Genomic DNA, 25,644 nt, shown 5'->3' with positions numbered 1-25,644 from the left:
ACCCTACGCGGGGGTCAGCACCGCGTAGTCGGTGAAGACCCGGCGGTAGCGCGTGTGCCGGGTCTCCTGGGTGTGCTTGCGCTGCCACTCCTCGACGTCCGCCGGATGCACGCACACCCCCGACTCGGCCCCGCAGTCCTCCTCGTCCCCCGACACGCACCGCGCCGCGTACTCCGGCGCGGCGTGCTCGTCCTGCGCGATCACGTACGGCACGTACCGGAAGACGCGGCGCGCCGATGAGAGGTGCTCCTGCCGCTGGTGCTGGCGCAGCAGGACGTTCGCGTCCGTCACCGTGCTGAGGTCGTCGCCGGCCCGCGCGGCCTCCCGCCGGTCGCCGAGTTCGGCGCACTCGGCACAGCCGAGCAGGGGCATGGGCGGCCGGCCGAGGTCGGCGGGGTCGGGTGGCAGGGCCAGGGCCCGCCCGTTCACCGCCCGCACCTCCGCCCTGAGCCGCTCCCGGTCGGTGGCGGGCCGCAGCGCCGCGGGGTCGGCCTGCCACTCCCGCCCTCCGCCCACGGGACGCAGCATCGCGTACGGCCCCGTCCGGTCCCGGTACTCGCCCACCCTGCCCGTGGCGGTGTCGTAGACGAGGCTTCCAGGCTCCATGGCATTCGTTCCTTTCGTCCAACCTCTATACGAAATACGGCAGTTGTACTACTCTGCGTAGTGAGGCTGCTACGAGCATGGCCCGGGGACGGGGTCGGCACGCCGATGACGAGCGGTTCTTCCGCGGTGGGCGACGCTAATTCCACAAATTCCATGGAGGGGTGCGATGCCGCAGAGGCGGGCGGTGACAGGCCGAAGCCAGGAGCCGCGGCAGCGGTTCGCGGAGGAATTGCGCTTGCTGAGGACCGAGAAGGGCGTGAGCTTAAAAGACCTGGCTGACCGCCTGGGCTGGGACGCGTCCCTGTTCGGCAAGATGGAGAACGGCCACACGCTGGGCGGCCCGGAGGTGGTCCAGGCGCTCGACCAGTACTTCGGCACGGCGGGGATGTTGCTGGTGCTGTGGGAGCTCGCGGTGGCGGACCCGTCGCAGTTCAAAGAGCGGTACCGGCGATACATGTCGCTGGAGGCTGAGGCGACCAGCTTGTGGCATTACGCCGTAGCCAACCTTCCTGGTGTTCTGCAAACACCGGAGTATGCCCGCGAACTGCTCGCCTCCAGCGGCCTTACCGGGACGGAGTTGGATGTCCAGGTCGAGGCACGGATGGGCCGCCGCGCGCTGCTACTTGCGGACGCGGCACCGCAGTTCCGCACGATCCTCTCCGAGATGGTGCTACGCACTCCGCTTGGATCTCCCGAAGCATGGCGGGCGCAACTGGAGCATCTGTGCGCCGTAAGCCAGCGCCCCAACATCACTATCCATGTACTGCCGTGGTCCGCCGGACTCCATGGTCTGACAAACGCGGACACCATGTTTCTCCGCGGCCCCAATGGTCAGACCGTTGCTTGGATCGAGACCGGATATTCCGGCGAACTGGTCAAGGAAACAGCAGCCGTTGACCGACTCCAGCTCCTGTACGATCGGGTTCGCGATTTGGCTCTATCCCCGCACAAATCGCGTCAGCTCATCGGACGTTTGCTGGAGGAAGCGCCATGCGATCCATCGATCTGAGCAGCATCTCGTGGCGCAAGAGCAGCTACAGCAACCAGGACGGCGGCCAGTGCCTCGAAGTCTCCGACGACCTCCTCCGTACCGCTGACTGGCGCAAGAGCAGCTACAGCAACACCGACGGCGGCCAGTGCCTCGAGGTAGCCCAAAACCTCCCCTCCGTCGTCCCCGTCCGTGACAGCAAGGCCCCCGAGCGTGGCGCCCTGGTCTTCGAGGCCGCCGCGTGGGCGGGCTTCGTGGACGCGGTCCGGCAGGGCGGGCTCCAGGGCTGAACCGGGCCGGGCCCCCGACCGGCGCACCTCGCCGTGAGGCCTGAGTGCACGCCGCGTAAGCTGAGACGTGGCTCTGTGTACCCACCCTCGCTCACCAAGGAGCAACCCGTGGAGATCTTCTTCGAAACCCTGCTGGTCCTGGTCTGCGTCGGCGTTCTCGCCTTCGCCGGGCTGACCGTGAAGAAGCTGTACCAGGGCCAGCGCTGACCCCTGTACCCGTACTCCCGACGCATACGACGAAAAGCTGCTCATGATCGAGATCCCGTCCGACCTCCACAAGGACCTCGTCCCGCTCGCCTTCCTGCTCGGCAACTGGGCCGGCGCGGGCGTGCACGAGTTCCCCGGCTCCGAGAAGTGCAATTTCGGTCAGGAGGTCTCCTTCACCCACGACGGCCGGGACTTCCTGGAGTACCACTCCCACTCCTGGGCGCTGGACGGCGACGGGAACAAGATCAGGCCGCTGGAGTCCGAGTCCGGCTTCTGGCGGATCGACGCGAACCGCAAGGTCGAGGTCACCATGGTCCGCGACGACGGGGTGGTCGAGGTCTGGTACGGCGAGCTGGCCGAGAAGAAGCCGCAGATCGACATCGCGACGGACGCCGTCGCCCGTACGGCGGCCTCGGGCCCGTACACCGGCGGCAAGCGGCTGTACGGGTATGTGAACAGCGACCTGATGTGGGTCGGCGAGAAGCAGACCCCCGAGGTGCCGCTGCGCCCCTACATGTCGGCCCACCTGAAGAAGGTCGTCACCCCGGAGGACGTCGAACGCTGGGCGAAGGCCCTGCCCGACGACCTGCCGGACGACGGGATCGCCTTCTTCAAGTAGAACCGGCCCTTCCCACGCCGCGTGGCCCGGGACGGCGGGGTCGGCACAGCCAAACCCCGACCCCGGGCGCCGGTCCTACACTTGGCCCTGTGGTGAGCACCGACTGGAAGAGCGATCTGCGGCAGCGTGGCTACCGGCTGACCCCGCAGCGGCAACTCGTGCTCGAAGCCGTGGACACGCTGGAGCACGCGACCCCGGACGACATCCTCGCCGAGGTGAGGAAGACGGCCTCGGGGGTCAACATCTCCACGGTCTACCGGACCTTGGAGCTCCTCGAGGAGCTCGGGCTGGTCAGCCATGCCCACCTCGGGCACGGGGCGCCGACGTACCACCTCGCCGACCGGCACCACCACATCCACCTGGTCTGCCGCGACTGCCACAACGTCATCGAGGCCGACCTCGACGTGGCCGCCGAGTTCACCGCCAAGCTCCGCGAGACCTTCGGTTTCGACACGGACATGAAGCACTTCGCGATCTTCGGCCGGTGCGAGGACTGCTCGCTCAAGAGTTCAACTACCACGTCGTAGGGTGGGCCCCATGAAGAGTCCTCTGCTGTCCCTGCCCGGCGCCGTCCCCGGCGAAGGCGTGGACGAAGACGTCGCCGCCCACTACGGCGACCTGTTCCGCGAGCAGCGTGCCCTGGCCGACGGCACCGGATTCGTGGACCTCTCGCACCGCGGCGTCATCGCCGTCAGCGGCGAGGATCGCCTGAGCTGGCTGCATCTGCTCCTCACCCAGCACGTCAGCGACCTGCCCCCGCACCAGGCCGCCGAGGCGCTCATCCTCTCCGCGCACGGGCACATCGAGCACGCGCTGTATCTGGTCGACGACGGTGAGACGGTGTGGGCGCATGTCGAGCCCGGCACCAAGGACGCGCTGATCGCGTACCTGGAGTCGATGAAGTTCTTCTACCGCGTCGAGGTCGCCGACCGCACGGACGACATCGCCGTCGTGCACCTGCCGGCCGGTTCGATCGCCGAGGCCCCCGAGGGCGTCGTGGTCCGCGAGACCCCCTACGGCCGTGATCTCTTCCTGCCGCGCGAGGACCTGGAGTCGTACGCGGAAGGCAACGGCCCCGCGGCCGGCCTGCTGGCCTACGAGGCGCTGCGCGTCGAGCACCACCGCCCCCGCCTCGGCTTCGAGACCGACCACCGCACCATCCCGCACGAGCTGGGCTGGATCGGTACGGCCGTGCACCTCCAGAAGGGCTGCTACCGGGGACAGGAGACCGTCGCCCGGGTGCAGAACCTGGGCAAGCCGCCGCGCCGCCTGGTCTTCCTCCACCTCGACGGCAGCGAGGTGCACCTCCCGCCGCACGGCAGCGAACTGCGCCTCGCGGACGACGGCCCGGACGGACGCAAGATCGGATTCGTGACCACCTCGGTACGCCACCACGAGCTGGGCCCGGTCGCCCTCGCGCTGGTCAAGCGGAACGTCCCGGTCGATGCCCGCCTGGTCGCGGACTCGACGGCGGCGGCACAGGAAGTGATCGTAGAGCCGTAGGGCGAGGAGCCCCGGGGATCCTCAGATCTCCAGGAGCACGGTGAACGGGCCGTCGTTCGTCAGCGACACGCGCATCCGCGCGCCGAACCGGCCCGTCGCCACCGTCGCGCCCAGCGAACGGAGCTGGGCGACCACCTCGTCCACGAGGGGCTCGGCGACATCGCCGGGGGCGGCGGCGTTCCAGGTGGGGCGGCGGCCCTTGCGTGCGTCGCCGTAGAGCGTGAACTGGCTGATCACCAGCAGCGGCGCGTCGATGTCGGAGCACGACTTCTCGTCGCTCAGCATGCGGATCGACCAGAGCTTGCGGGCGAGTTGGGCCGCCTTCTCCTTGGTGTCCTCATGGGTGACCCCGACGAGCACACACAGCCCCTCGCCGCTGATCTCGCCGACCGTCTCGCCCTCTACGACGACGCTCGCGCCGTCCACTCTCTGCACCACCGCACGCATGACCGCCATCATGCCGTGCCGCCGCCCTGCCGTGGCGCCCACGTGCCCGTGATCCGTCCCCGGGGGTGCTTAGTATCTCTTACTAGGGCATTCTTATCGACCATTAACCCCCTCCATCCGGGGCAGATCGGGGGCACTCGGTCACATAGGGGGCATGCCGGTGGCACGATGCGTCTGTTGCGGTGCATCCGTGGGGGGTGCCGCGCCGGTCGAGGGGACGGTATGTACATGAGCACAGCGAGTGCCGGGCAGCGGCCCGGGGCCCCGGTACCCACCCGTGCGGGAAGCTCCGGGGAGTGCCGGGCGCCCGTACAGCGCACCGGCAGCCCGTCGCTGGGGGACCTGCCCGAGTACGACCTGTCCGCGCTGCTGCTGACCGAACTGCGCGCCCTGAGCCGTGATGCCCAGCGCGACGAGGCCGACCTGAGCTATGTACGGCGGCTGATCCAGGGCCGGATCGACATTCTGCGTGCGGAGCTGGCCCGCCGCGGCGGCCGGGTTCCCGAGGGGATCGTGAAGCGGCTCCCCGAGATCCTCAGGGACGCGCCCGCCACGCACCGCTCCTCCGCCCGCCATGTGACGGTCGGTACCCCGCAGGGCGAGGAGTACCGGAAGCTGGCGGCCGAGATGCTCGACGAGGTGGAGCTGTCGGACCTCCAGGCGCGTACGGACGACGAGTTGGGCGACGGTATGGGCCGGCTCGTACGGTACGAGCGGCAGGTCTCGCGGCGGCGGCAGCAGCTCCAGCGCACGGCCGACGACTGCAGCGCAGAGATCGCACGCCGGTACCGTGAGGGGGAAGCGCAAGTGGAGGACCTGCTCATGTGACGCGGAGGCACCCCGATGACGCCCCTTGCCCGGACCGCTCAGCCCCCCGTACCTCCGGTGCTCGCGGAGGTGGTGCGCTCCGGGTTCGTGGAGGGTCGGCACCGCGGAAGCCTGGTGCTGCTGGCCGCGGACGGGACGGTGGAACTCGCGCTGGGGGATGTCACGGCGCCGGTCTTCCCGCGCTCGTCCAACAAGCCCATGCAGGCCGCGGCCGTGCTGCGGGCGGGCCTGGACCTGGCGGGTGAGCGGCTGGCGATCGCCGCCGCGAGCCATTCGGGCGAACCGTTTCACCTCGATCTGGTGCGCGCGATGCTGGCCGCGCACGGTCTGACGGAGCAGCGCCTCCAGTGCCCTCCGGACCTGCCGCTGGACCCCGCGGAGGCGGAGGCCCGCCTGGCGTCCGGCGCCCCACGCGAGCGGATCGCGATGAACTGCTCCGGCAAGCACACGGCGATGCTGGCGGCATGCGCGCTGCGGCGCTGGCCGCTGGACTCCTACCTCGACCCCCTGCACCCGCTGCAACAGCTGATCCGGTCGGTGGTGGAGGAGAGCGCCGGGGAGCCGGTGGCGGCGGTCGGCACGGACGGCTGCGGGGCCCCGCTGATGGCGATCAGCCTCACCGGACTCGCCCGCGCGTTCCGCTCCTACGTGCTGGCGGCGCCGGGCACGCCGGAACGCCGCGTGGCCGACGCGATGCGCGCGCATCCGGAGTACGTCGCCGGCACCCGTCGCCCGGACACCTGGCTGATGCGCGGGATACCCGGCGCCCTGTCGAAGGTGGGCGCGGAAGCGGTCCAGGCGGTGGCCCTCCCGGACGGCCGCGCCCTGGCCTTCAAGGTGGACGACGGCGCGAGCAGGGCCCTGGGCCCGGTCCTGTCCCGCGCCCTGACCCTGCTGGGCGCCGACTCCCCGGTGCTCCCACGCCTCGCCAAGGTCCCACTGCTGGGCGGGGGCCGCGAGGTGGGCGAGATCAGGGCGGCGTTCTGATGCCGTGGCACCAGCTCGTGTGCCGCCTGGCTCCCCGCCCCCGGCCCGGGTCTACGAGTTCCCGAGTTCCACGACGTCGGCGACCACACAGCTGACGTTGTCGGGGCCACCGAAGCCGCCCGCGAGGGCGAGGAGTTCGCGGACGGCCTGTCCGGGTTCCTGGCCCTCCAGGACCACCCGCCGGATCTCGTCGGCCGGCACGACGGTGGACAGACCGTCGGAGCAGAGCAGGTACCGGTCTCCCGGCCGTGCGTCGTGCAGCCGCATGTCGGCCGTGGAGTCGACTCCTTGGGCCAGGGCCCGTACCAGCAGCGACCGTTGGGGGTGGGAGGCGGCCTCCTCCGGGCTGATGCGTCCCTCGTCGACCATCGACTGCACCACGGTGTGGTCGCGGGTGATCTGGAACAGCTCCCCGTCGCGCAGGAGGTAGGCCCGGGTGTCGCCGATGTGCACGAGGGCCAGCCGCGACCCGGTCCAGAGCATCGCGGTGAGCGTCGTGCCGGCATCCTCGGGGGAGGAACCGCTCCCCGCGACCCCGTGCACGGCCTGCCTGGCCTGGTCGACGGCGTCTTCGAGGACATTGAGGAGATCGCCCGCCGGGACGCCGTCGGAGTCGAGGTGCTTGAGCGCGTCGACGGCGGCGGCGCTCGCGGTGGCGCCGCGCCTGCCGTAGCCGTCGGCGACGGCGAGCAGACGGGACCCGGCGTAGGCGGTGTCCTGGTTGCTCTCGCGGACCAGGCCGGTGTCGGAGAGGGCGGCGTACCGGATTCCGAGAGGTGCGGCGGTCTGGGACATGGCGGGGTCGGTCTCCTTACGGGACAGGTGGTCGACGAGGAAGGCGGCCAGGTCCCGCCGTGCGGCGGTGTCGGCCTCGACCTGGGCCCAGAACGCGCGGATCTCCTGGGCCGCCCGGCCCGCGTCCAGCGTGCAGACCCGCTGGATGCGGGCGAGGGGCATCCCCAGGCGCCGCAGCCAGGCGACCAGTCGGGCCTGCTCCAGCTGCTGCGGTGCGTAGAGGCGGTAGCCGGTCACCGGGTCGACGCGTGCGGGGGTCAGCAGGCCCAGCTCGTCGTACAGACGCAGCGCCTTCGGCGACAGCCGGGATGCCTTCGCGAACGTCCCGATGGTCAGCAACCCCATGCCCACTCTCCTCCTCGTGCCGGGAACGTCACCCGGCACCACCGATGCTGGGCGCTCCCCCAAGGTGAAGGTCAACCGAGGACGCTGCGGGAGTCGCAAAGACGTCTCACCGATCAACCCAGGCCGCCCATAAGCTCGTTCGCATGGCCGACGAGTGTTTCGGGGACCCGCGTCTAGCCGCGATCTATGACCCGCTCGACCCTGATCGCGGCGATCTCGACGCCTACGTCCGGATGGCGCAGGAGGAGTTCGGGGCGCGCCAGGTGCTGGACATCGGTTGCGGGACCGGCGTCTTCGCGCTGCTGCTGGCCGACCGTGCTATCGAGGTCGTCGGCGTCGAACCCGCCCAGGCGTCCATCGACGTGGCCCGGGGCAAGCCGGGGAGCGAACGCGTGCGCTGGATCCACGGCGACGCGACGTCGCTCCCGCCGCTGCGGGTGGACCTGGCGACCATGACCGCGAATGTCGCCCAGGCCGTCACCGATCCGCGGACGTGGCGGAAGACCCTGCGCGGCGTCCACGAAGCGCTGCGCCCCGGCGGACATCTGGTGTTCGAGACCAGGGATCCGGCCGGGCGAGCCTGGGCGGAGTGGAACCGTGAGGCCTCGTACGGCGAGACGGAGATCCCCGGAGTCGGTGCGGTGCGGAGCTGGGTCGAGACGACCGAGGTGAGCGGCCCGCTGGTGACGTTCCGCTGGACCTATGTGTTCGCCGCGGACGGTCAGGTGCTGACGTCGGAGTCCACGGTGCGCTTTCGCGAGCGCCAGGAGGTCGAGACCGAACTGGCAGCGCAGGGGTACGTGGTGGAGGACGTGCGAGACGCTCCTGACCGCCCGGGCAGGGAGTTCGTCTTCGTCGCACGGCGGGCATACGGCGCTGCGCGCGGCCGGAACTGACGGAGAGCGAAAAGGACCACTCCCTCCGCACCGGCGTCGCCGTCAGACGCGGAGTTCGGGCGAGAAGCCGGTCCATCGCAGTTCCGCGGGCAGGTGCCTCATGTCGTTGTAGAAGAGCACGGAGGACGGCCTGCCGGGCGCGTAGCGGATGACCGTCAGCGCCGCGTTGCCGTGGTTGAGGCCCATCCAACGCCACTGGGGTGCGTCGAGGGCTGCGCGCACCAGCCAGCTGATGAGGAAGTTGTGCACGGGATGATTCCGCCGAGGCGGAACACCTGGGCTGGGCTACCGATCAGCTCTCAGGTCCTCGAAGTGAGCGCTGCGATCGGGCGCAGGGTTGAAACCGTGCCAGATAGGCGAGGGTCGAGCCGCTCCTGGTGCTCAGATGCAGGCCGGACGCGTCGGCGAGACGGTGCAGAGGGCCGAAGGGGATCCAGTGCCGGTCGAAGAACTCGCCCACGACCAGCCGTCCTGCGGGGGTGAGCACCCGAACTGCCTCATCGAGCACCCGTTGTGGTTCCGGGATCTCGCCCAGTGCGGTCACCAGATACATGGCGTCGAAGGTGTCGTCGTCGAAGGGCAGCTCGCGGGCATCCGCATGGGTGGGCACGATGTTGGGTATTGCGCGCTGCCCCGCGCGGTGCATCACGTGGCGGAGCATCTCGGGTTGGATGTCGAGGATGTCGAGCTGCCCGTGGGGCCCGAGTTGCGGTGCGATGTGCAGCGACTGCAGTCCGGTGCCGGGCCCCACTTCGAGGATCCGCTCGCCCGGGCTCGGGGTGAGCACCGCGTCGAGCCGGGCGGATGTGAGGAACGGCAACGGCAGGTCCAGCAGGCTGCGTTGGCCGTAGGGGTACGGCGCCTTGTCGCCGAACCACCAGGCGCCTGCGGCGGCAGCGGCACTGAGGGCGCAGGCCCAGCGCAGGCGCGGTGCGGTCAGGACAGCAGAGCCCATGGTGTTCTCCAGTTCTGTGGTATCCGTGGTTGCAGCCCGGGTCGGTGTGGCGGGTTTCATGGGGTGCGGGGCAGCGCTCGAACCGCCAGGCGGACGCATACCGCTGCGAGCGGAAGTTCTGCGAACAACGCCATGACCAGCGCCGCGCGCAGTTCGCTCCCGCTGGCCGCGGTCATCGTGTCGAACCAGGCGTCGACGGTGAGCAGGGCGGCCGTCGCGGCGGCGGCCGGTGCCAGTCGCCGATCCCCGTGGGTGGCCAGCAGACCTGTGGTGATCAGGCCGACCGCCTCCAGCGCGTCCAGACCCACCCAGGCGGCGGACCAGTGCGAGGCACGGAAGGTGGTCGGCAGGCTGGTGGCCAACACGACGAGCCACGGCAGCAGCGCCACCCCGCAGCCGGCCAGGACAAGACCCCGCCGTCGGCCTGGAAGGCGGTCCGGACGACGGCGCTGCGGGCTGGGGAGCGATCCCGTGCGCGGGCCGTGCGGCCTGCGTATGCCGCGCTCGGCGTCCGGCTCCGGGAACAGTTCGATGATTTCCTGCACGCCTTCAGCCTGAGCCGCACAGCGATCACAGTCAGTAATGCCGGGTGCCGTTCTCAGGGTGGTGCCAGCTTCACCATCGATCCGGATGCATGGAGCATGGCATAGCCCTCACCTGGCGTTTTACCGTCGAGCCATGACGATTCCCCGGGCGCTGCGGCGCAGAGTTGTTCGGGTCCGGCGGGACACCGGTTTCTTGTCGGCCGGGATTCCGCTGCACCTTGCGCTGGTGCCGTTGTGGAGCTGGATGGCGAGTGTCGCGAATTTGAGGGCGTGGCCGTGGCTCCCGCTCCCGTTTGTGCTGATCTTGCTCGGTGTGCTTGCGCTCACCGCTGTGCAGCGACGCCGGTACCGGGTGCTGCTGGGAGTGGAGATCCTCCGGCTGCCGGCCGCGCGCGACCAAGGGTGGCTGAGGCGCGCTCTGCGGTGGCTGTCCGTGGCCCAGACCTGGCGGCAGGCCGGATACCACCTGCTTGTCGGTCCGCTCCTGGCTGTGGTGGAGCTGGGGGTGCTCGCTGCGTGGGTCGCGGGCCTTGCCGGCGTCACCGTCAACGGGTGGGCCAGGATGTTGCCGGTCCAGGTTCGCCTGGACTATGTCGACTACGCGACCCAAGCGGTGTACTACACCGCGGCCGGCGTGCTGCTGCTGTGCGCCGCACCCTGGCTGACCGGGCCGGTGACCCGCGCCGAGACCCGGATCGCGCTCGCGCTGCTCGGGACCAGCCGCTCCCAGCAGCTTCAGCAGCGTGTCGAGCACCTGTCCGAGAGCCGCACCGACCTGATCGACGCCGTCGATACCGAACGCCGCCGCATCGAACGCGACCTGCACGACGGCACCCAGCAGCGCCTGGTCTCCCTCGCGGTCAACCTGGGCCTGGCCAAGGCCACCCTCACCAACCTGCCGGACGAGGCCCGCACCGTGATCGACGAGGCGCACCGCGAGGCGAAGGAGGCCATCGCCGAACTCAACGACCTGGTGCGCGGCCTGCACCCGGCCGTCCTCGAAGACCGCGGGCTGGACGCGGCGCTGTCCGGGCTGGCCGCCCGGGTACCGATCCCGGTACGGCTGCGAGTCGACCTCGAGGAGCGAGCGGCGCCCACCGTGGAGTCGATCGCCTACTTCGTGGTCTCCGAGGCGCTCACCAACGTCACCAAGCACGCCCGCGCCACCCGCGTGGACGTCACTGTCGAACAGATCGGGAGAATGCTGCGCGTGAACATCACCGACGACGGGATCGGCGGCGCCGACACCTCCACCGGCAGCGGACTGAGCGGGCTGGCCAAACGGGTCGGTTCCGTCGACGGCACCCTCCACATCAGCAGCCCGGTCGGGGGCCCGACCACCATCGCCGTGGAGCTGCCATGCGAGCCGTGATCGCCGAGGACTCACTGCTGCTGCGCGTCGGGCTCGTCAAGGTCCTGGAAATGGCCGGCTTCGAGATCGCCGCCGAAGTCGGCGACGCCGAAGCCCTGCTTGCGGCCGTCGAGGAACACCGGCCCGGGCTGGCCCTGGTCGATGTCCGCATGCCACCCGGCTTCACCGACGAAGGCGTGCGCGCCGCGCTGGTGATCCGTAAGCAATGGCCGCAGACCGCGGTGGTACTGCTCTCGCAGTACGTCGAGGAGCGGTATGCGGCCGACCTGCTGACGGCCAACACCAGCGGCGTCGGCTACCTGCTCAAGCAACGCGTCGCCGACGTGGAGGAGTTCGTGGCTTCCGTTCGGCGGGTTGCAGCCGGGGGCACGGCACTGGATCCACAGGTGGTCGCCCAGCTGCTCGTGCGCCGCCGCAGCGACCCGCTCGATCGGCTGACGCCACGTGAACGGGAGGTACTCGCCCTGATGGCCGAGGGACGCTCCAACACCGGGATCGCCGAGGCCCTGGTCGTCAGCGACAGCGCAGTGGCCAAGCACATCAACAACATCCTCGCCAAACTCGACCTGCCCGCAGCCGACGCCGACCACCGGCGCGTTCTCGCCGTCCTGAGATTCCTCGGCGCTTCCCCGACCTGACCGACCCGCCGCCCGGACCCCTACCGCCGTTCGGCCCAACAGACCGGCAACTCAACAAACGACGTCTCGCGGACACCGAGCCACGTGGAAAGCGGTCCCGCGGGTGGCTCTCATTCTCATTGCCCCGGTGGCTCCGAAACACCCTGTCGAAAACACCGCCGTGATCTCTCTAGGCCATCCGGCAGCCGGAGCGGTGGGCGCTGCCCTCGCGGGCAGGTGGCCTGGGTAGGGCCAGTCGCTGCCCAGGTCGTCCGGGACCCGTTCACTTCACGGCGCAGACCCGGTGGGAAATCGCAGATAGACAGGGAACGGACACCGGTCCTCTTGGCACTGGGCCGCTGACTCGCGTGGCGCACTTTTGCAAGCGGGCGCTTGCAAAAGTTAGCGAAGGTTGGCAGAGTGGGGGCATGGCATCGCTCAACGTCGGCAATCTCGGTGAGTATCTGCGCGAGCAGCGGCGCAACGCCCAGCTGTCGCTCAGGCAGCTCGCCGACGCCGCCGGGGTGTCCAATCCGTATCTGAGCCAGATCGAGCGCGGGCTGCGCAAGCCGAGCGCGGAGGTGCTGCAGCAGGTCGCCAAGGCGCTGCGGATCTCCGCCGAGACGCTGTACGTGCGCGCCGGCATCCTCGACGCCGAGCGGGACCGGGACGAGGTGGAGACACGTGCCGTCATCCTCGCCGATCCCACGCTCACCGAGCGGCAGAAGCAGGTGCTGCTCCAGATCTACGAGTCCTTCCGCAAGGAGAACGGCTTCGAGATCACCCGGGCGGACAAGGACACCACGGAGGCGACGGAGGCCGCCGCGGCGGCTCAGGAGGCGGACGGCATCCAGGGCACCGCGGACCCCGGTCCCCGCACGGCCGGCGACGGCGGCGATACCGGTCCGCGGCGGGGCGCAGGCTGACCGGGAGCACCGGGATGACCGAAGCCGCCGAGAAACGAGCGAGGCAGGCGGGACGGCCGGACGGCGTTCCGTGGACCACCCAAAACCCTCAGAACCCTCAGAACCCTCAGGCGAAAGCCGAACCGGGAGGACCATTTCCCATGGCCATCACCGACGATCTGCGCAAGACCCTCAGCGACCCGACCCCGCTCTACTTCGCCGCCGGCACCGCTGACTTGGCCCTTCAGCAGGCCCGGAAGGTGCCCGGTCTGGTGGAGCAGCTGCGCGCCGAGGCCCCGGCCCGTATCGAGGCCGTGCGCAACACCGACCCGAAGGCGGTCCAGGAGAAGGCCGCTGCCCGCGCCAAGGAGGCCAGTGCCCGCGTCAAGGAGACGCAGGAGACCCTCCAGACGAAGGTCAACGAGTTCATCAACGGACTCGACTCGGACCTGAAGAAGTTCGGCAGCAACCTCGACGCCGACCTCAAGAAGCTCGGCGAGACCGCTCAGGACCTGGCCCTGCGGGGCGTGGGTGTCGCCGCCGAGTACGTGGTGAAGGCCCGCGAGACCTACGAGAAGGTCGCCGAGCACGGCGAGCAGACCGTGAGGACCTGGCGCGGCGAGGCCGCCGAGGAGATCGAGGAGCTCGCCGTCGCCGTCGAGGGCAAGCCGGAGCCTGTCGTGGTCGGCGACGAGCCGAAGCCGGCCGAGGCCGAGGCCGAGCCCGGCCCGGCCAGGAAGCCCGTGGCGAAGAAGGCCCCGGCTCCCAAGAAGCCCGTGGCGAAGAAGACCACGCCGCCCGCCAAGTAAGCGGGGTACCCCGAACGGCACGACCGAACGGGTATGAAACGGCATCGAACGGGTCGGGCACTCCTGGAGTGTCCGGCCCGTTGGTATGGATACACGGCGGCCGGGCACGGGTACGGTGGCCGTAGAGGACTAGACCCGGGTGGTGGGCTTTGTGCTGATGACGGCATTCGGCGGCGTCATGTCGCTGCTTTACCTCGCCATGCTGGTGCTCGCCGTGGTGGCACTGGCCATGGCCGTGCTGTACCGGGACGACGCGTACCGGGCGGCCGACAAGCAGAACAAGGGTTTCTGGCTGATCATCCTGGGCATCGCGGTCGCGGTGAACCTGTTGGTGCCGATGCTCTTCCTGCAGCTCGCGGGCCTCGTCGCCAGCATCGTCTTCTTCGTGGACGTCCGGCCCGCCCTCAAGCAGGTCTCGGGCGGCGGCTGGGGCCGTCGCCGCCGTGGCGGCAGCAGCAGCGACGGTCCTTACGGCCCGTACAACGGCGGACGGTAGACGGGCCCGTACGACGGCGGACGCGCCCGTACGACGGCGGGCGGTGGACAGGCCCGTACGACGACGGGCGGTGCCCGCCCGGCCCGCCCGTCTCCCATGTGCGCCGCCGACGGCCCGGTACGGGGCGGGTCCGCTCGTTACGGCTCGCGGTCGAGGAGGACGACCGCGACGTCGTCCGCCAGCTCGCCGCCGTTGAGGTCGCGCACCTCGTTGACCGTGGCGCGCAGCAGTTCCTCGCCGTTCAGGCCCTCGGCCAGCCGCCGCCGGACCAGTTCCAGCATGCCGTCCTGGCCGAGGCGCTCCCGTCCCTCGCCGATCCGGCCCTCGATCAGACCGTCGGTGTAGAGCATCAGGCTCCAGGCGGGCCCCAGCTCGATCTGCGTGCGCGGCCAGCGCGCGTGCGGCAGGAGACCCAGCGCGGGGCCGTTGTTGTCATGCGGCAGCAGCTCGGCCAGGGGAGGCGTCCCCGCCGCCAAGGCGGAGCCGGGGGACCGGGGGAGCCCACGGCGGGCGATCAGCGGGGCCGGGTGCCCGGCCAGGCACAGCCCGGCCCGTCGCCCGTCCGGCGCGATGTCCACCGTGCACAGCGTCGCGAAGATCTCGTCGTTGGCCCGCTCGTGCTCCAGGACCTGCTGGAGCGTCGAGAGCAGCTCGTCACCGCACAGGCCCGCCAGAGTCAGGGCGCGCCAGGCGATGCGCAGCTCCACGCCGAGCGCCGCCTCGTCCGGGCCGTGACCGCAGACGTCGCCGATCATCGCGTGCACCGTGCCGTCGGGTGTACGGACCGTGTCGTAGAAGTCACCGCCGAGCAGCGCGCGGGAGCGGCCCGGGCGGTACCGGGCAGCGAAGCGCAGCGAGGAGCCGTCCAGCAGGGGGTTGGGCAGCAGACCGCGCTCCAGGCGGGCGTTCTCCTGGGCCCGCAGCCGGGACTCGGTCAGCCGCCGCTCGGCCGTGTCGGAGCGCTTGCGCTCGACCGCATACCGGATCGCGCGGCTCAGCAGCTGTCCGTCCAGCTCCTCACGGAAGAGGTAGTCCTGGGCGCCGACACGCACGGCCTCGGCGCCGCGCTCGGCGTCACCGGAGGCGGTGAGCGCGAGAACGGCATGGCGGGGCGCGAGCCGCAGCACATGCCGCAGCACGGCGAGCTCGTCGTCCTCGGCCGCGGCCCGGCCGGGGGCGGGCAGCGCGAGGTCCAGAAGGATGCAGTGGACGTCGTCGGTGAGCAGCCGCTCCGCCTCCGTGAGGTTGCGGGCGGTGCGCAGCCTGATGGGGCGGCCCGCCGCGTCGAGCAGCTCGGGCACGATCGGCGAAGCCGCCGGATCGTCCTCGATCACCAGCAGGGTGAGCGTGTCCGACGGGGTCTTGTTCGTTCTGTTACGGGCGTCCGGCATCTGACCGGTCTGTGTCCCGGGCGGGGACTCGGTTCGAGCCTGACCACTTTCCGCGGCCGGGATCGCCCTCTGCCGCGGTACGGGTACGGGCATCGTCTTCGTTCCTTCCCTCCCCCCGAGGGCACGGTGGGGCGAGGGACCTCGACCCACCGACGGGGACCATAGCGGTTGCCGAGGGCGCAGCGGAATGCCCTGTGCGCCGGTACCGGGCAACCGGCCTCTGTCATATGCCGCATCCGTAACGCAGTTGGACACGGCGGTCTCCGGCCGGGATGACGTAAGTCACGTGGGGCGGGGTTTTCCGCCCCACGTGGCGTGCGCCCGGTCACGTGGGCCGGGTCACTGGGGCCATCCGTTTCCGGATCCCGGACCGGTTCCCCGTCCTGACCCGCGGTCCCGGTGCCTCGCCCGGTTCACGCGTCCGGCTCACGCGTCGGGCCGTACGACCCCCAGGATCGGCATCGAGCCGGCGCCGGCGATCGTCACGGTGCGGCCGGGGCGCGGGGAGTGCACGATCGCGCCGTCGCCGACGTACATCGCGACATGGCTGGCGTCGGGGAAGTAGATGATCAGGTCGCCAGGTCGCATGTCCTTGATGGCGACGTGCTTGAGCTGCTTCCACTGCTCCTGCGAGGTGCGCGGGATGGGGGCGCCGGCCGCCGCCCAGGCCTGGGACGTCAGCCCCGAGCAGTCGTAGGACTTGGGGCCCACGGCGCCCCACACATACGGCTTTCCGATCTGGTCGGTGGCGAACTGGACGGCCCTTTTGTCCTTTTCGGACGCCTTGCCGTTGATGTCCTTCAGTATCCCCGAGCCGAGCCAGGCCGTCTGTGCCTTGTAGGCGGCCTCGTCCTCCAGATTCCGAAGCCGTTCCAGCTCCTGCTTCTTCAGCTGCGACTGGAGCTTCTCCGCGGCGTCGATCTGCTTCTCGATCTTCTGCTTGGCCGCGGCCTTGGTCTTCCGGTTCGCCTCGAGTGCGGTCCACTCGGCGGAGGCGTCGCTCGCGTACTGCTTCAAGTCGTTCTGCGTGCGCGTCATCTCGGCCATCATTTCCTCGGTCGCCCGCTCGCCCTGGAGGGCGGTGCCGGCGCTGTCGAGGAACTGCTGCGGGTTGTCGCTCAGCCAGAGGCGGACCTCCGGCGGCAGGCCCCCGCCGCGGTACTGCGCCCGAGCCGCGGCGCCCGCGCGGTTCTTCAACCAGGCCAGTTTCTCCTGGCCCTTGACGATCTCCCGGGCCAGTCCCACGATCTGCGCCGACTGCTGCTGGGTCTTCTCCTCGGCCGCGTTGTACTCGTCGGTGGCGACCGCCGCGTCGTGGTAGAGCTGGTCGAGCTTCTCGCGTACGGCCTCGAGGCGGTCCGTACCCGTCGCGCCGGGATCCCCGGCGGGTGCGGGTTTCGGTGCGGGCCGACCCGGGCTCGCGTACGCCGCTCCCGGTGCGCCCAGCACAGTGACTGTGCAGACCAGGGCGATGGCCGCCGTGGTCAGGGTCCGTTTCCCGGATCCCATATCTCGCCCCTAAATCTGATTTACTGTCAGTAACGTGTAGACGCCTGGGGATCGTGCCACGCGGACGGGCAAAGTGACAGTGGCAGGACTCCAGCGCGCGAAAATCTCCCTCTCCTGCCGCACCCGTACGACGATCTCCCTCCCCGGCCGTTTTTCGTACGGTGATCTCCCGCGCATCTGACGAAGAACCCCCGAAGACCGTTCCCTGCGGGTGCACGGGTGCACGGGTGCACGGGTGCACGGGTGCACGGGTGCACGGGTGCACGAGGCCCCAGGTCCGGCGGGTTTGGTGGGTTTGGCGGGTCCGGCAGTCCGGGCGCTTCAGCTGCGGGGCGCCAACGCACCCCAGGTCACGGTGACTTCACCCTGGCGCCAGCGCGCCGGTCCGTCGGTGACCGGCCAGACGGCCGTCAGATCGCGGACCGTGCGTATCCAGCGCTGGCGCGCGCCGTACGAGGCGTAGGGCGCGGCGGCTGCCCAGGCGCGGTCGAAGTCGCGCAGGAAGGCGTGCACGGGTTCGCCCGGGACGTTGCGGTGTATGAGAGCCTTCGGCAGCCGCTCGGCCAGGTCGGACGGGCGGTCCAGCGAGCCGAGGCGGGTGGCGAAAGTAACGGTGCGCGGGCCCTCGGGACCGAGCGCGACCCACACATGGCGGCGGCCGACCTCGTCGCAGGTGCCTTCGACGAGCAGTCCGCCCCGGGAGCCGGACGCCGGGTCGGCGGGGGCGAGCCGGGCGCACAGCCGCTCCCAGACCGCGGCGACCTGGTCCTCCTCGTACTGCCGCAGTACGTTCGCGGCGCGTATCAGCGACGGGCGCCCCGGTACGGGAACCTCGAAGCCGCCGTGCCGGAAGACCAGTCCCTCGCGGGTGTACGGCTGCGCCGCGGAGACCCGGGCGGGCTCTATCTCGACGCCGACCACGCGGGATCGGGGTGCCGCGGTGCGCAGCCTGCACAGCAGCTCGACCGCGGTCCACGGGGCGGCCCCGTACCCGAGGTCGACGGCCACCGGGTCCACGGCGCGGCGCAGCTCGGCGCCATGGACCGCGGCGATCCAGCGGTCCATCCGGCGCAGCCGGTTCGGATTGGTGGTCCCGCGCGTCACCGTACCCACGGGGCGGGACGCGGCGCGGGTTGACATGCGTACGAGAGTAAGCGGCCGGGAGGGCTGGCGGGCCGGCCTGTGGACAACACCACCGCACCCTGTGGATAACTTCGCGGGCCCCCCCGGGGAAGGCGCCGGCGGGGCGCGACCGGAGGGAGTCATTCTCGAACGGTTGATCGAGGTCAGGTAATGATTGAGCAAAGCCGCCCGCAAGGGAAATGGAGTGCCCCCATGCGGCGTTCGCCTTCTTGGAGGGCGTGGCAGGCCGTCCCTCAAGCCATGCCCGCAACGAGGAGGAACTCCACGTGAGCCAGTACGTCAGCAGGCTCGGGCGTCGCTCACCGGCGGCCCCCTCACGGCTTCGGCTGCCGCACCGCAAACCGCGCCGAGTCGCCATGCTCTCCGTGCACACCTCACCGCTCGACCAGCCCGGCACGGGCGACGCCGGCGGCATGAACGTCTACATCGTGGAGCTGGCCCAGCGCCTCGCCGCGATCAACATCGAGGTCGAGATCTTCACCCGGTCCACCACGGCCGCCCTCCCGCCCGCCGTCGAGCTCGCCCCCGGCGTCCTCGTCCGGCATGTCGACGCCGGGCCCTACGAGGGCCTGGCCAAGGAAGACCTCCCGGCCCAGCTCTGCGCCTTCACACACGGGGTGATGCAGGCCTGGGCCGGTCACCGCCCCGGGTACTACGACCTCGTCCACTCCCACTACTGGCTCTCCGGCCATGTCGGCTGGCTCGCCGCCCAGCGCTGGGGCGCCCCTCTGGTGCACGCGATGCACACCATGGCCAAGGTCAAGAACGCGTCCCTCGCCGAGGGCGACACCCCCGAGCCGGCCGCCCGGGTCATCGGCGAGACCCAGATCGTGGACGCCGCCGACCGTCTCATCGCCAACACCGCCGAAGAGGCCGACGAACTCGTACGGCACTACGAGGCCGACCGCGACAAGGTGGCCGTCGTCCACCCCGGAGTGAACCTGGAACGCTTCCGGCCCGCCGATGGGCGGGCCGCCGCCCGGGCCCGGCTCGGCCTCCCGCAGGACGCGCTGATCCCTGTCTTCGCGGGACGCATACAGCCCCTCAAGGCCCCCGACGTGCTGCTGCGCGCCGTGGCCGTCCTCCTCGAGGACCGGCCCGAACTGCGCTCCCGCATCGTGGTGCCCGTGGTGGGCGGCCCCAGCGGCAGCGGTCTCGCCAAGCCGGAGGGCCTGCAGAAGCTCGCCGCCCGGCTGGGCATAGCGGATGTCGTGCGTTTCAGGCCGCCCGTGGACCAGGAAAGGCTCGCGGACTGGTTCCGAGCCGCGTCCGTGCTGGTCATGCCCTCGTACAGCGAGTCCTTCGGGCTGGTGGCGATCGAGGCGCAGGCGACCGGCACACCGGTGCTGGCGGCGGCGGTGGGCGGCCTGCCCGTCGCCGTCGAGGACGGACGGACGGGATTCCTGGTCCAGGGACACGATCCCGCCGCCTACGCGCGCGTACTGCGCATGTTCGCCGACGATCCCGGGCTGGCCGTCCGCATGGGGGACGCCGCGGCCCGGCACGCCGAGTGCTTCGGCTGGGACGCCGCGGCCTCGGCCACGGCCGGGGTCTACACCGCCGCCATGCAGGCCCACCGCCGCCGGGTGCGCGCCCATAACGGCTGATCCGGTCACGTACGCTCCGAGCATGTCTGACGAACAGCGGGCGGCGCAGGTCATCGAAGGAGTCCTCGAGGACGCCGAACTGGAGTGGGAGAGTCCCCAGGCGGGCTCGTACGTCGTGAAGCTCCCCGGGACGCGCAAACTGTCGACGACCCTGTCACTGATCGTCGGCAGGCACTCCCTCTCCCTCAACGCCTTCGTGATCCGGCACCCGGACGAGAACGAGCCAGCGGTGCACCGCTGGCTGCTGGAGCGCAATCTGAAGCTGTACGGCGTGAGTTACGCCGTCGACCCGCTCGGCGACATCTATCTGACGGGCAGACTGCCGCTGGCCGCGGTCACCGCGGACGAGCTGGACCGGCTGCTCGGCTCTGTCCTCGAGGCGGCGGACGGCAGTTTCAACACCCTTCTGGAACTGGGTTTCGCGTCCGCCATCCGCAAGGAGTACGAATGGCGGGTGTCACGCGGTGAGTCGACCCGCAACCTGGAGGCGTTCAGCCATCTGACCCGGCGCTCCGGAAGCTGACCCAGGTCACTTCTCCCGCGGGCTGAAGCGGTCGATCAGCAGGGCCGGACGGCGCTCGTGCTGTTCAGCGAGGAGCCGGCCGCTGCGCATCAGACCTCGACGGCTAGGCGACGCGTGGTGACGGCGTCCCAGCCCTCGGCCTCCGCGAGTTCCCGTGCGGCCGTGACGACGAGCCGCTCCCGTTCCGCTCGTTCGCGCTCGCGGCGCGTGTGGATCGACATGCTCGAAATTCTAGCAATGCTAGTGCTTCTGTCGACGCTATGTTAGCGTTGCTCTACCAACTAGCAGCGCTAGCAAGGAGATTGACGTGCTACACACCACGGCCTACGGACTTGCTCTTCTGCTCGACCTGCTCGTCCTGTTCGTCGGTGCCCGCTTCCTCGTGCAGCCCAGGGCCGCCGCCAGCGGCTACGGGGTGCCCGCCAAGCAGGACGGCGACGCCGCGTATCTGGAGATCAAGGGCGTGCGCGACGCCGTCTCCGGCATAGTGGGCCTCGCACTTCTGGCCTTCGCCGGGGCGAGCGCGGAGGCTTGGTTCATGCTGGCCACCGCCCTGGCGCCGCTCGGCGACACGGTGATCGTGCTGCGCAACGGCGGCACGCGAGCCGCCGCCTTCGGTATCCACTTCGCCACAGCGGTGGCGGTCCTGGCCTCGGCCGCCCTGCTCTTCGCCGTCTGACCCGCACGAGCCGCTCGCAAGCCGCATGCGAGCCGTGCGGGAGCAAGCCGCACGCCAGCGCCGAGCACTTCCGAAGCGCACTTCGACGCACGGCGCACTGCTTACCGACGCACCATGAAGCGAGCCTCGAACAGCGAACGGGGAAATCCAAGATGTCGCTCATCGTTCCGGACTTCGATTCGTCCGTGATCGTCCGCTCCGCCGACGCCGAGCTGGTCGGCCGGGCCCCCACGACCGTAAGGCTGCTGGCCGACAGCAGCGCGACCGGCGGGGCGCTGTCCACGCAGCGCGTCACCCTTGAGGGGGGCGCGGACGGGGTGCGGCCCCACCGTCACGACGGCTCGGCCGAGATGTTCTACGTGCTCGGCGGCTCGGCCCAGCTGCTGTCCGGCGACCGGGTGGTCACCGCGGAGGCCGGCGACCTGGTCGTGGTGCCGCCGGGCCTGCCGCACGCCTTCGCCGCCTCGCCCGACCAGGACGCCGACATCCTGATCGTCATCACCCCGGGCGTCGAACGCTTCGAGTACTTCCGCCACCTGGAGCGCGTCGGACTGGGAAAGGTGCCGCCGGAGTCGCTGCTGGAGGTCCAGGAGCTGTACGACACGTACTTCCTGACGAGTGAGGTGTGGGAGCGCCGCTGAGGCCGGCCACTGTGAGGGGGCGCCCCAGGAAGGGGCGCTCCCTCAGGCCGTACGGACTTCCGTGCCGATTTCCGCCCCGGCTTCCGCGTCGGCCGCCGCGTCGATGCGAGCCTTCGCCGCGTCGTCCTCCGAGGCCGTGCCCTCCCCGGGAGCCTGCTCCTTCGGAAGGCGGCGCATCAGCGACCCGTAGCCGATCGCGGCGCCCACGCCGACGGCCGCGCACATCGCCCACAGCCACTCCGCCCCGAACCGGTCGATGACGACACCGGACATCACCGGGGCGACCAGGCTCGCCACCGCCCATGACAGGGTGTACATGCCCTGGTAGCGGCCCCGGCCGTGCACGGGGGAGAGGCGGACGACGAGGCCGGTCTGGGTGGGCGAGTTGATGATCTCCGCGAGGGTCCACACGCAGACCGTGAGCGCGAAGACGCCGACAGAGCCCGCGAAGGCGGTCAGCCCGAAGCCGAACCCCGCGAGCAGCGACGAGACGACCAGCAGCCGGCGCGGATCGCGGCGCTCGATGAGACGCGTGAGGGGAATCTGCAGCGCGACGATCAGCACGCCGTTGACGGCGATGGCCATGCCGTAGTCCGAGGGCGCGAACCCGGCCCTGCCCATGGCGAGCGGCAGTCCCACGCCTCCCTGCTGGAAGACGAGCGCGATCAGGAAGGACAGGCCGACCACGCCCATGAAGCGGCCGTCGCGCACCACGGTGCCGAGCCCCACGCTCTCCTCCGCCGCTCCTTCCTTCTCGGTCCGCACCGGCCGGGACTCGGGCAGCTTGGCGAAGACCACGAGGGCGCAGACCATCGTCATCCCCGCCTCGATCAGGAATCCGGCGAGATAGCTGAACTCGGCGATGAATCCGGCGGCGATGGAGGAGACGGCGAAGCCGAGGTTGATCGCCCAGTAGTTCAGGGAGAAGGCGCGGATACGGTCCTCGGGCCGGACGATGTCGGCCATCATCGCCTGCACGGCGGGACGGGAGGCGTTGCTCGCCATGCCCACGAGGAGGGCGACGGCCGCGATCGCGACCGGGTCGTGCATGAAGCCGAGCAGGGCCACGGAGACGGCGGTCGACGACTGGGCGATGAGCAGGGTCGGCCGTCGCCCGAGCCGGTCGGTCATCACGCCCGCGCCGAGGGAGGAGACCACTCCGCCGAGTCCGTGCAGGGAGGCGACGAGACCGGCGTACGAGGCCGAGTAGCCGCGGCCGAGGGTCAGGTAGAGCTCCATGAAGATGGCGACGAACCCGCCCAGGCGGTTGACGAGCGTGCTGGTCCACAGCCACCAGAACTCACGGGGGAGCCCGGAGACGGTCTCGCGGGCGGCACGTCTGAGAGAGGTGAGAGAGATGGCGGAACCCCCGTGGATGTAAGTGGTACGGACGGTGAGCACAACTTACGGGTGTGGGGTCCGGGAGAGCCACCCAATTAGCAGAAGGCGTCAACTGTCCATCGGCAGTGGAGACGTCTGTCCGTGGGCTGGGCGGGCGCGCAAGCGGCCACGAGGTTCGATTACGCTCGGGGCCATGGCCGACGCACCGTACAAGCTGATCCTCCTCCGCCATGGCGAGAGCGAGTGGAACGCGAAGAACCTGTTCACCGGCTGGGTGGACGTCAACCTGAACGAGAAGGGCGAGAAGGAGGCGGTCCGCGGCGGTGAGCTGCTCGAGGACGCCGGCCTGCTGCCCGACGTGGTCCACACCTCGCTCCAGAAGCGCGCGATCCGCACCGCGCAGCTCGCGCTGGAGGCCGCCGACCGCCACTGGATCCCGGTCCACCGCTCCTGGCGCCTGAACGAGCGCCACTACGGCGCGCTGCAGGGCAAGGACAAGGCCCAGACGCTCGCCGAGTTCGGCGAGGAGCAGTTCATGCTGTGGCGCCGGTCCTACGACACCCCGCCCCCGCCGCTCGAGGACGGCTCGGAGTTCTCCCAGTCGGGCGACCCGCGCTACGCGTCGATCCCGCCGGAGCTGCGTCCGAGGACGGAGTGCCTGAAGGACGTCGTCTCCCGCATGCTCCCGTACTGGTACGACGGCATCGTCCCGGACCTGCTGACCGGCCGCACGGTCCTGGTCGCGGCCCACGGCAACAGCCTGCGCGCCCTGGTCAAGCACCTGGACGGCATCTCGGACGCCGACATCGCGGGCCTGAACATCCCCACGGGCATCCCGCTCTTCTACGAACTCGACGCCGACTTCAAGCCGCTCACCCCGGGCGGCAGGTACCTCGACCCGGAGGCAGCCGCGGCGGCGATCGAGGCGGTCAAGAACCAGGGCAAGAAGAAGTAACACCGCACGAACAAGGCCCCTACCTGCGGTTCAGCCGCTGGTAGGGGCCTTCGTGCTGTGCTGGGGCCGTCTCTGGGCCGTGAGCCGCTTGACCGGGTCGTCAGGCGACAGGTCCGGCGGAGTGTGGTTCCGGCCGCTGCTTCAGCTCTGCCTGCCCTCCCGCATCGCGGAGGGCCGCAGCGCTGATGACCATCGGCGTCGTCTACATCGAGGACGGCGAGTCCTCGCTCATCAAGGTCACCATCCCGGAAGGCGGCATCTCCGAGGGACTGGCCCTCGGGGCACCCGTCTCATTGCCGGGCCTCGTCGCACGGCCGTGGGAGTCCGTCTTCAACGGCCGGCAGCGCCACGGCATCGCCTACCGGGCCGCCGCCGTCACCCCGGCCGCCTTCCCGGCCGCCACAGGGGCCGCTGCCTGATGTCGGATCTGTCGACGCTCCTCGAAGTAGGTGGTCCTGTCGCCGCACTCGTCGGCGGGGCCGCCTACGCCCGGGCCAAGCACCCGGCGACGTACTGGTCCACGGTCGGCCTTCCGGCGTCCACGGTTCGGCTCGGGAGCTGATCAGTCCACAGGCCCCAGTCTGTCGGATCCCAGCTGATGCCTGACGTTCTGGTCCCAGTCAGTGAGTTACAACTTTCTCTACTGGTTGCAAGCACCCGTCGTCGCTTCGCTCCTCCGGGCGGGCGCGGGCGGCCGGCGGCGCCCGCGCTCATGTCTCCGCCCCGCTCGGCACCGCCGGCCGCCCGCTCCCGCCCAAGAGGCAGGCACGAAGTGCATGAGGTCAGAACATGTCGTGGCTGGGGCGGTCGGCGGCTAGGCCGTGTTCTGGAACTCCCCCTGGGGCATGGCCGCTCCACTTCGTGCTTAGGCTGTCCCCGCTTTTCGAACGACCGAGCGGACAGGAGCGACCATGAGCCCCTTGTGGATCGAGCGGGCGCCAGGAACCCGCCACGGAACGGCCGTGGCTGGCTTTCTGTGGGTCGGCGTGGCTCCTACCGTGTTCTTTGCCACGGCGCCGGTCAGCGCGCTTGCCACGACGCTCGGCGTTGCCTGTGCAGTGGCTTTGGGCATCGGTCTGGCGGTGCGGATCGAGCGGGCGCTCGTGTATGCGGACGAGGAGGCGGTGCTGCTGCGCAACTACCTGTGGACGCGACGGATCGCCCTCGCCGACGTGGTGGGGGTCGAAGGGAACACTCTGTTCTGGTGCGGCCCTCGTGGCAGGCTGCGCACGTCTCGGCTGGCGGCGCTGAGCGCCCCCATCAGCCGGTTTCCTGTGCCGAGCGCCGCGAAAGACCTCAACCGCCTGGAGCAAGTTCGGATGCAGGCGTGGATCGAGCAGGCAGTCGGCGTGCGGATCAAGCGGCGGGCCCGGCTCGTCGGGCATCTGGACGATGCCGCGCTCGCCCGCGAAGTACGGGTCTCTGCGGCGGGGGTGCGCTGGGAGGGCCGGCGGCGCTGGCTCGGCCTCGGGCAGCCGCGGCCCCGGTGGGGTGTTCTGCAAGCGGCCGCCGAGCAGGAGACGGCCGCCCGCACGTCCTAAAACACGGCCTCTAGACGAGTCTGTCCAAATACGGTCAGTGATCGAAGGCGGTCAGTGAGCGGCTGACCGCCTGGCCGGTCTGGAAGTTGTGCCAGATTGCGGCT

29 protein-coding genes and 3 pseudogenes are annotated in these 25,644 nt (G+C 70.4%); 21 read left to right on the top strand and 11 right to left on the bottom strand.

What is annotated here, in order from left to right; all coding sequences use genetic code 11:
* Positions 1-3: 3 nt before the first annotated feature.
* On the bottom strand, positions 4-606 hold the full coding sequence (locus ABZ845_RS27625; RefSeq protein WP_360984642.1) for a hypothetical protein: 603 nt from the start codon (positions 604-606) through the stop codon (positions 4-6).
* Between the two features lie 166 nt (positions 607-772).
* On the opposite strand from ABZ845_RS27625, the gene ABZ845_RS27620 reads away from it, so the two are divergent.
* From ABZ845_RS27620 to ABZ845_RS27600, 5 genes are all read left to right on the top strand, one after another.
* Positions 773-1,615: a helix-turn-helix transcriptional regulator gene (locus tag ABZ845_RS27620; RefSeq protein WP_360984639.1), complete on the top strand. Its 843-nt coding sequence runs from the start codon at positions 773-775 to the stop codon at positions 1,613-1,615.
* Positions 1,597-1,884 (top strand): DUF397 domain-containing protein, encoded by a 288-nt coding sequence (locus tag ABZ845_RS27615; RefSeq protein ID WP_360984636.1) that lies wholly within the window; start codon positions 1,597-1,599, stop codon positions 1,882-1,884. Before ABZ845_RS27620 ends, ABZ845_RS27615 begins: the two co-directional genes overlap by 19 nt.
* 250 nt (positions 1,885-2,134) lie before the next feature.
* A complete protein-coding gene (locus ABZ845_RS27610) occupies positions 2,135-2,710 on the top strand; it encodes an FABP family protein (RefSeq protein ID WP_360984633.1) in 576 nt (191 codons plus the stop codon).
* Between the two features lie 89 nt (positions 2,711-2,799).
* A complete protein-coding gene (locus tag ABZ845_RS27605) occupies positions 2,800-3,237 on the top strand; it encodes a Fur family transcriptional regulator (protein WP_360984630.1) in 438 nt (145 codons plus the stop codon).
* 10 nt (positions 3,238-3,247) lie between these two features.
* Positions 3,248-4,213, top strand: a complete 966-nt coding sequence (locus ABZ845_RS27600) for a folate-binding protein (RefSeq protein ID WP_360984627.1) — start codon at positions 3,248-3,250, stop codon at positions 4,211-4,213.
* 21 nt (positions 4,214-4,234) lie between these two features.
* Here ABZ845_RS27600 and dtd read toward each other — a convergent pair whose 3' ends face one another.
* Complete coding sequence (dtd, locus tag ABZ845_RS27595) at positions 4,235-4,660, bottom strand: D-aminoacyl-tRNA deacylase (RefSeq protein ID WP_360984742.1); 426 nt, start codon at positions 4,658-4,660, stop codon at positions 4,235-4,237.
* A 228-nt stretch (positions 4,661-4,888) separates the two neighbouring features.
* Here dtd and ABZ845_RS27590 point away from each other — a divergent pair, with 228 nt between their 5' ends.
* Together ABZ845_RS27590 and ABZ845_RS27585 are read left to right on the top strand one after the other, a co-directional pair.
* Complete coding sequence (locus ABZ845_RS27590; RefSeq protein ID WP_360984624.1) at positions 4,889-5,488, top strand: AmfC protein; 600 nt, start codon at positions 4,889-4,891, stop codon at positions 5,486-5,488.
* A 15-nt stretch (positions 5,489-5,503) separates the two neighbouring features.
* Positions 5,504-6,475 (top strand): asparaginase, encoded by a 972-nt coding sequence (locus ABZ845_RS27585; protein WP_360984622.1) that lies wholly within the window; start codon positions 5,504-5,506, stop codon positions 6,473-6,475.
* A gap of 51 nt (positions 6,476-6,526) precedes the next feature.
* On the opposite strand, the gene ABZ845_RS27580 is transcribed toward ABZ845_RS27585, so the two are convergent.
* Positions 6,527-7,615 carry a MerR family transcriptional regulator gene (locus ABZ845_RS27580; protein WP_360984619.1) on the bottom strand — a complete coding sequence of 363 codons (1,089 nt, stop codon included), beginning with the start codon at positions 7,613-7,615 and terminating at the stop codon, positions 6,527-6,529.
* A 143-nt stretch (positions 7,616-7,758) separates the two neighbouring features.
* On the opposite strand from ABZ845_RS27580, the gene ABZ845_RS27575 reads away from it, so the two are divergent.
* Complete coding sequence (locus ABZ845_RS27575; protein WP_360984616.1) at positions 7,759-8,511, top strand: class I SAM-dependent methyltransferase; 753 nt, start codon at positions 7,759-7,761, stop codon at positions 8,509-8,511.
* A gap of 42 nt (positions 8,512-8,553) precedes the next feature.
* Here the strand turns inward: ABZ845_RS27575 and ABZ845_RS27570 are convergent.
* The 3 genes and pseudogenes from ABZ845_RS27570 to ABZ845_RS27560 form a co-directional block, all read right to left on the bottom strand.
* Positions 8,554-8,760 (bottom strand): annotated as a pseudogene (locus ABZ845_RS27570) (histidine phosphatase family protein); the annotation flags it as partial.
* Positions 8,761-8,803: 43 nt separating this feature from the next.
* Entirely contained in the window at positions 8,804-9,466 is a 663-nt protein-coding gene (locus ABZ845_RS27565; protein ID WP_360984613.1) for a methyltransferase domain-containing protein, read from the bottom strand.
* Positions 9,467-9,522: 56 nt separating this feature from the next.
* Positions 9,523-10,011, bottom strand: coding sequence for a hypothetical protein (locus ABZ845_RS27560; RefSeq protein ID WP_360984610.1), 489 nt, complete (start codon positions 10,009-10,011; stop codon positions 9,523-9,525).
* Positions 10,012-10,096: 85 nt separating this feature from the next.
* Between ABZ845_RS27560 and ABZ845_RS27555 the strand changes: the two genes are divergently transcribed.
* The 5 genes from ABZ845_RS27555 to ABZ845_RS27535 all read left to right on the top strand — a co-directional run bounded on the left by ABZ845_RS27555 (position 10,097) and on the right by ABZ845_RS27535 (position 14,210).
* On the top strand, positions 10,097-11,383 hold the full coding sequence (locus tag ABZ845_RS27555; protein ID WP_360984606.1) for a sensor histidine kinase: 1,287 nt from the start codon (positions 10,097-10,099) through the stop codon (positions 11,381-11,383).
* Positions 11,371-12,021: a response regulator transcription factor gene (locus ABZ845_RS27550; RefSeq protein WP_101401131.1), complete on the top strand. Its 651-nt coding sequence runs from the start codon at positions 11,371-11,373 to the stop codon at positions 12,019-12,021. Before ABZ845_RS27555 ends, ABZ845_RS27550 begins: the two co-directional genes overlap by 13 nt.
* 407 nt (positions 12,022-12,428) lie before the next feature.
* Positions 12,429-12,926: a helix-turn-helix transcriptional regulator gene (locus ABZ845_RS27545; protein WP_360984602.1), complete on the top strand. Its 498-nt coding sequence runs from the start codon at positions 12,429-12,431 to the stop codon at positions 12,924-12,926.
* Between the two features lie 140 nt (positions 12,927-13,066).
* The gene (locus tag ABZ845_RS27540) at positions 13,067-13,714 is read left to right on the top strand and encodes a hypothetical protein (protein WP_360984599.1); all 648 of its coding nucleotides are present in this window, start codon (positions 13,067-13,069) and stop codon (positions 13,712-13,714) included.
* Between the two features lie 151 nt (positions 13,715-13,865).
* A complete protein-coding gene (locus tag ABZ845_RS27535) occupies positions 13,866-14,210 on the top strand; it encodes a DUF2516 family protein (RefSeq protein WP_360984597.1) in 345 nt (114 codons plus the stop codon).
* Positions 14,211-14,347: 137 nt separating this feature from the next.
* Here ABZ845_RS27535 and ABZ845_RS27530 read toward each other — a convergent pair whose 3' ends face one another.
* The 3 genes from ABZ845_RS27530 to ABZ845_RS27520 all read right to left on the bottom strand — a co-directional run bounded on the left by ABZ845_RS27530 (position 14,348) and on the right by ABZ845_RS27520 (position 18,250).
* Positions 14,348-15,694 (bottom strand): SpoIIE family protein phosphatase, encoded by a 1,347-nt coding sequence (locus ABZ845_RS27530; RefSeq protein WP_360984594.1) that lies wholly within the window; start codon positions 15,692-15,694, stop codon positions 14,348-14,350.
* Between the two features lie 333 nt (positions 15,695-16,027).
* On the bottom strand, positions 16,028-17,110 hold the full coding sequence (locus ABZ845_RS27525) for an NlpC/P60 family protein (RefSeq protein ID WP_360984592.1): 1,083 nt from the start codon (positions 17,108-17,110) through the stop codon (positions 16,028-16,030).
* A gap of 321 nt (positions 17,111-17,431) precedes the next feature.
* Positions 17,432-18,250 (bottom strand): class I SAM-dependent methyltransferase, encoded by an 819-nt coding sequence (locus ABZ845_RS27520; RefSeq protein WP_360984589.1) that lies wholly within the window; start codon positions 18,248-18,250, stop codon positions 17,432-17,434.
* A 269-nt stretch (positions 18,251-18,519) separates the two neighbouring features.
* On the opposite strand from ABZ845_RS27520, the gene mshA reads away from it, so the two are divergent.
* Positions 18,520-19,860 (top strand): D-inositol-3-phosphate glycosyltransferase, encoded by a 1,341-nt coding sequence (mshA, locus tag ABZ845_RS27515; protein ID WP_360984586.1) that lies wholly within the window; start codon positions 18,520-18,522, stop codon positions 19,858-19,860.
* A 22-nt stretch (positions 19,861-19,882) separates the two neighbouring features.
* Positions 19,883-20,383, top strand: coding sequence for a YbjN domain-containing protein (locus tag ABZ845_RS27510; protein WP_360984583.1), 501 nt, complete (start codon positions 19,883-19,885; stop codon positions 20,381-20,383).
* Between the two features lie 92 nt (positions 20,384-20,475).
* Here the strand turns inward: ABZ845_RS27510 and ABZ845_RS27505 are convergent.
* Positions 20,476-20,604: pseudogene (locus ABZ845_RS27505) on the bottom strand (TetR family transcriptional regulator); the annotation flags it as partial.
* A gap of 86 nt (positions 20,605-20,690) precedes the next feature.
* Here ABZ845_RS27505 and ABZ845_RS27500 point away from each other — a divergent pair.
* Complete coding sequence (locus ABZ845_RS27500; RefSeq protein WP_360984580.1) at positions 20,691-21,062, top strand: DUF4267 domain-containing protein; 372 nt, start codon at positions 20,691-20,693, stop codon at positions 21,060-21,062.
* Between the two features lie 152 nt (positions 21,063-21,214).
* Positions 21,215-21,703 (top strand): cupin domain-containing protein, encoded by a 489-nt coding sequence (locus tag ABZ845_RS27495; RefSeq protein WP_360984577.1) that lies wholly within the window; start codon positions 21,215-21,217, stop codon positions 21,701-21,703.
* A gap of 42 nt (positions 21,704-21,745) precedes the next feature.
* Here ABZ845_RS27495 and ABZ845_RS27490 read toward each other — a convergent pair whose 3' ends face one another.
* Positions 21,746-23,062 carry an MFS transporter gene (locus tag ABZ845_RS27490; RefSeq protein ID WP_360984739.1) on the bottom strand — a complete coding sequence of 439 codons (1,317 nt, stop codon included), beginning with the start codon at positions 23,060-23,062 and terminating at the stop codon, positions 21,746-21,748.
* A gap of 175 nt (positions 23,063-23,237) precedes the next feature.
* Here ABZ845_RS27490 and ABZ845_RS27485 point away from each other — a divergent pair, with 175 nt between their 5' ends.
* The 4 genes and pseudogenes from ABZ845_RS27485 (at position 23,238) to ABZ845_RS27470 (ending at position 25,540) form a co-directional block, all read left to right on the top strand.
* A complete protein-coding gene (locus tag ABZ845_RS27485; RefSeq protein WP_360984574.1) occupies positions 23,238-23,999 on the top strand; it encodes a phosphoglyceromutase in 762 nt (253 codons plus the stop codon).
* Positions 24,000-24,178: 179 nt separating this feature from the next.
* A pseudogene (locus tag ABZ845_RS27480) lies at positions 24,179-24,418 on the top strand (hypothetical protein); the annotation flags it as partial.
* A complete protein-coding gene (locus ABZ845_RS27475) occupies positions 24,418-24,561 on the top strand; it encodes a hypothetical protein (protein WP_360984571.1) in 144 nt (47 codons plus the stop codon). The pseudogene ABZ845_RS27480 and the gene ABZ845_RS27475, both read left to right, overlap by 1 nt.
* Positions 24,562-24,910: 349 nt before the next feature.
* Positions 24,911-25,540, top strand: coding sequence for a hypothetical protein (locus ABZ845_RS27470; RefSeq protein ID WP_360984568.1), 630 nt, complete (start codon positions 24,911-24,913; stop codon positions 25,538-25,540).
* Positions 25,541-25,644 lie beyond the last annotated feature (104 nt).

It is taken from the genome of Streptomyces sp. NPDC047022 (genome assembly GCF_040644155.1).
Taxonomy (GTDB): Bacteria; Actinomycetota; Actinomycetes; order Streptomycetales; family Streptomycetaceae; genus Streptomyces.
Note: the sequence above shows the minus strand (reverse complement) of the source record. Positions and strands in the feature narration are given on the sequence as shown.

What these genes read in the sequence shown, in the direction of transcription:
- ABZ845_RS27565 (WP_360984613.1), bottom strand. Translation starts at nt 9,466, where the DNA reads ATGGGCTCTGCTGTCCTGACCGCACCGCGCCTGCGCTGGGCCTGCGCC.
- ABZ845_RS27575 (WP_360984616.1), top strand. Translation starts at nt 7,759, where the DNA reads ATGGCCGACGAGTGTTTCGGGGACCCGCGTCTAGCCGCGATCTATGAC.
- ABZ845_RS27550 (WP_101401131.1), top strand. Translation starts at nt 11,371, where the DNA reads ATGCGAGCCGTGATCGCCGAGGACTCACTGCTGCTGCGCGTCGGGCTC.
- ABZ845_RS27485 (WP_360984574.1), top strand. Translation starts at nt 23,238, where the DNA reads ATGGCCGACGCACCGTACAAGCTGATCCTCCTCCGCCATGGCGAGAGC.
- ABZ845_RS27620 (WP_360984639.1), top strand. Translation starts at nt 773, where the DNA reads ATGCCGCAGAGGCGGGCGGTGACAGGCCGAAGCCAGGAGCCGCGGCAG.
- ABZ845_RS27475 (WP_360984571.1), top strand. Translation starts at nt 24,418, where the DNA reads ATGTCGGATCTGTCGACGCTCCTCGAAGTAGGTGGTCCTGTCGCCGCA.
- ABZ845_RS27510 (WP_360984583.1), top strand. Translation starts at nt 19,883, where the DNA reads ATGTCTGACGAACAGCGGGCGGCGCAGGTCATCGAAGGAGTCCTCGAG.
- ABZ845_RS27470 (WP_360984568.1), top strand. Translation starts at nt 24,911, where the DNA reads ATGAGCCCCTTGTGGATCGAGCGGGCGCCAGGAACCCGCCACGGAACG.
- ABZ845_RS27625 (WP_360984642.1), bottom strand. Translation starts at nt 606, where the DNA reads ATGGAGCCTGGAAGCCTCGTCTACGACACCGCCACGGGCAGGGTGGGC.
- ABZ845_RS27545 (WP_360984602.1), top strand. Translation starts at nt 12,429, where the DNA reads ATGGCATCGCTCAACGTCGGCAATCTCGGTGAGTATCTGCGCGAGCAG.
- ABZ845_RS27610 (WP_360984633.1), top strand. Translation starts at nt 2,135, where the DNA reads ATGATCGAGATCCCGTCCGACCTCCACAAGGACCTCGTCCCGCTCGCC.
- ABZ845_RS27580 (WP_360984619.1), bottom strand. Translation starts at nt 7,615, where the DNA reads ATGGGGTTGCTGACCATCGGGACGTTCGCGAAGGCATCCCGGCTGTCG.
- ABZ845_RS27600 (WP_360984627.1), top strand. Translation starts at nt 3,248, where the DNA reads ATGAAGAGTCCTCTGCTGTCCCTGCCCGGCGCCGTCCCCGGCGAAGGC.
- ABZ845_RS27530 (WP_360984594.1), bottom strand. Translation starts at nt 15,694, where the DNA reads ATGCCCGTACCCGTACCGCGGCAGAGGGCGATCCCGGCCGCGGAAAGT.
- ABZ845_RS27520 (WP_360984589.1), bottom strand. Translation starts at nt 18,250, where the DNA reads ATGTCAACCCGCGCCGCGTCCCGCCCCGTGGGTACGGTGACGCGCGGG.
- ABZ845_RS27590 (WP_360984624.1), top strand. Translation starts at nt 4,889, where the DNA reads ATGAGCACAGCGAGTGCCGGGCAGCGGCCCGGGGCCCCGGTACCCACC.
- ABZ845_RS27540 (WP_360984599.1), top strand. Translation starts at nt 13,067, where the DNA reads ATGGCCATCACCGACGATCTGCGCAAGACCCTCAGCGACCCGACCCCG.
- dtd (WP_360984742.1), bottom strand. Translation starts at nt 4,660, where the DNA reads ATGCGTGCGGTGGTGCAGAGAGTGGACGGCGCGAGCGTCGTCGTAGAG.
- ABZ845_RS27615 (WP_360984636.1), top strand. Translation starts at nt 1,597, where the DNA reads ATGCGATCCATCGATCTGAGCAGCATCTCGTGGCGCAAGAGCAGCTAC.
- ABZ845_RS27555 (WP_360984606.1), top strand. Translation starts at nt 10,097, where the DNA reads ATGCATGGAGCATGGCATAGCCCTCACCTGGCGTTTTACCGTCGAGCC.
- ABZ845_RS27585 (WP_360984622.1), top strand. Translation starts at nt 5,504, where the DNA reads ATGACGCCCCTTGCCCGGACCGCTCAGCCCCCCGTACCTCCGGTGCTC.
- ABZ845_RS27495 (WP_360984577.1), top strand. Translation starts at nt 21,215, where the DNA reads ATGTCGCTCATCGTTCCGGACTTCGATTCGTCCGTGATCGTCCGCTCC.
- ABZ845_RS27525 (WP_360984592.1), bottom strand. Translation starts at nt 17,110, where the DNA reads ATGGGATCCGGGAAACGGACCCTGACCACGGCGGCCATCGCCCTGGTC.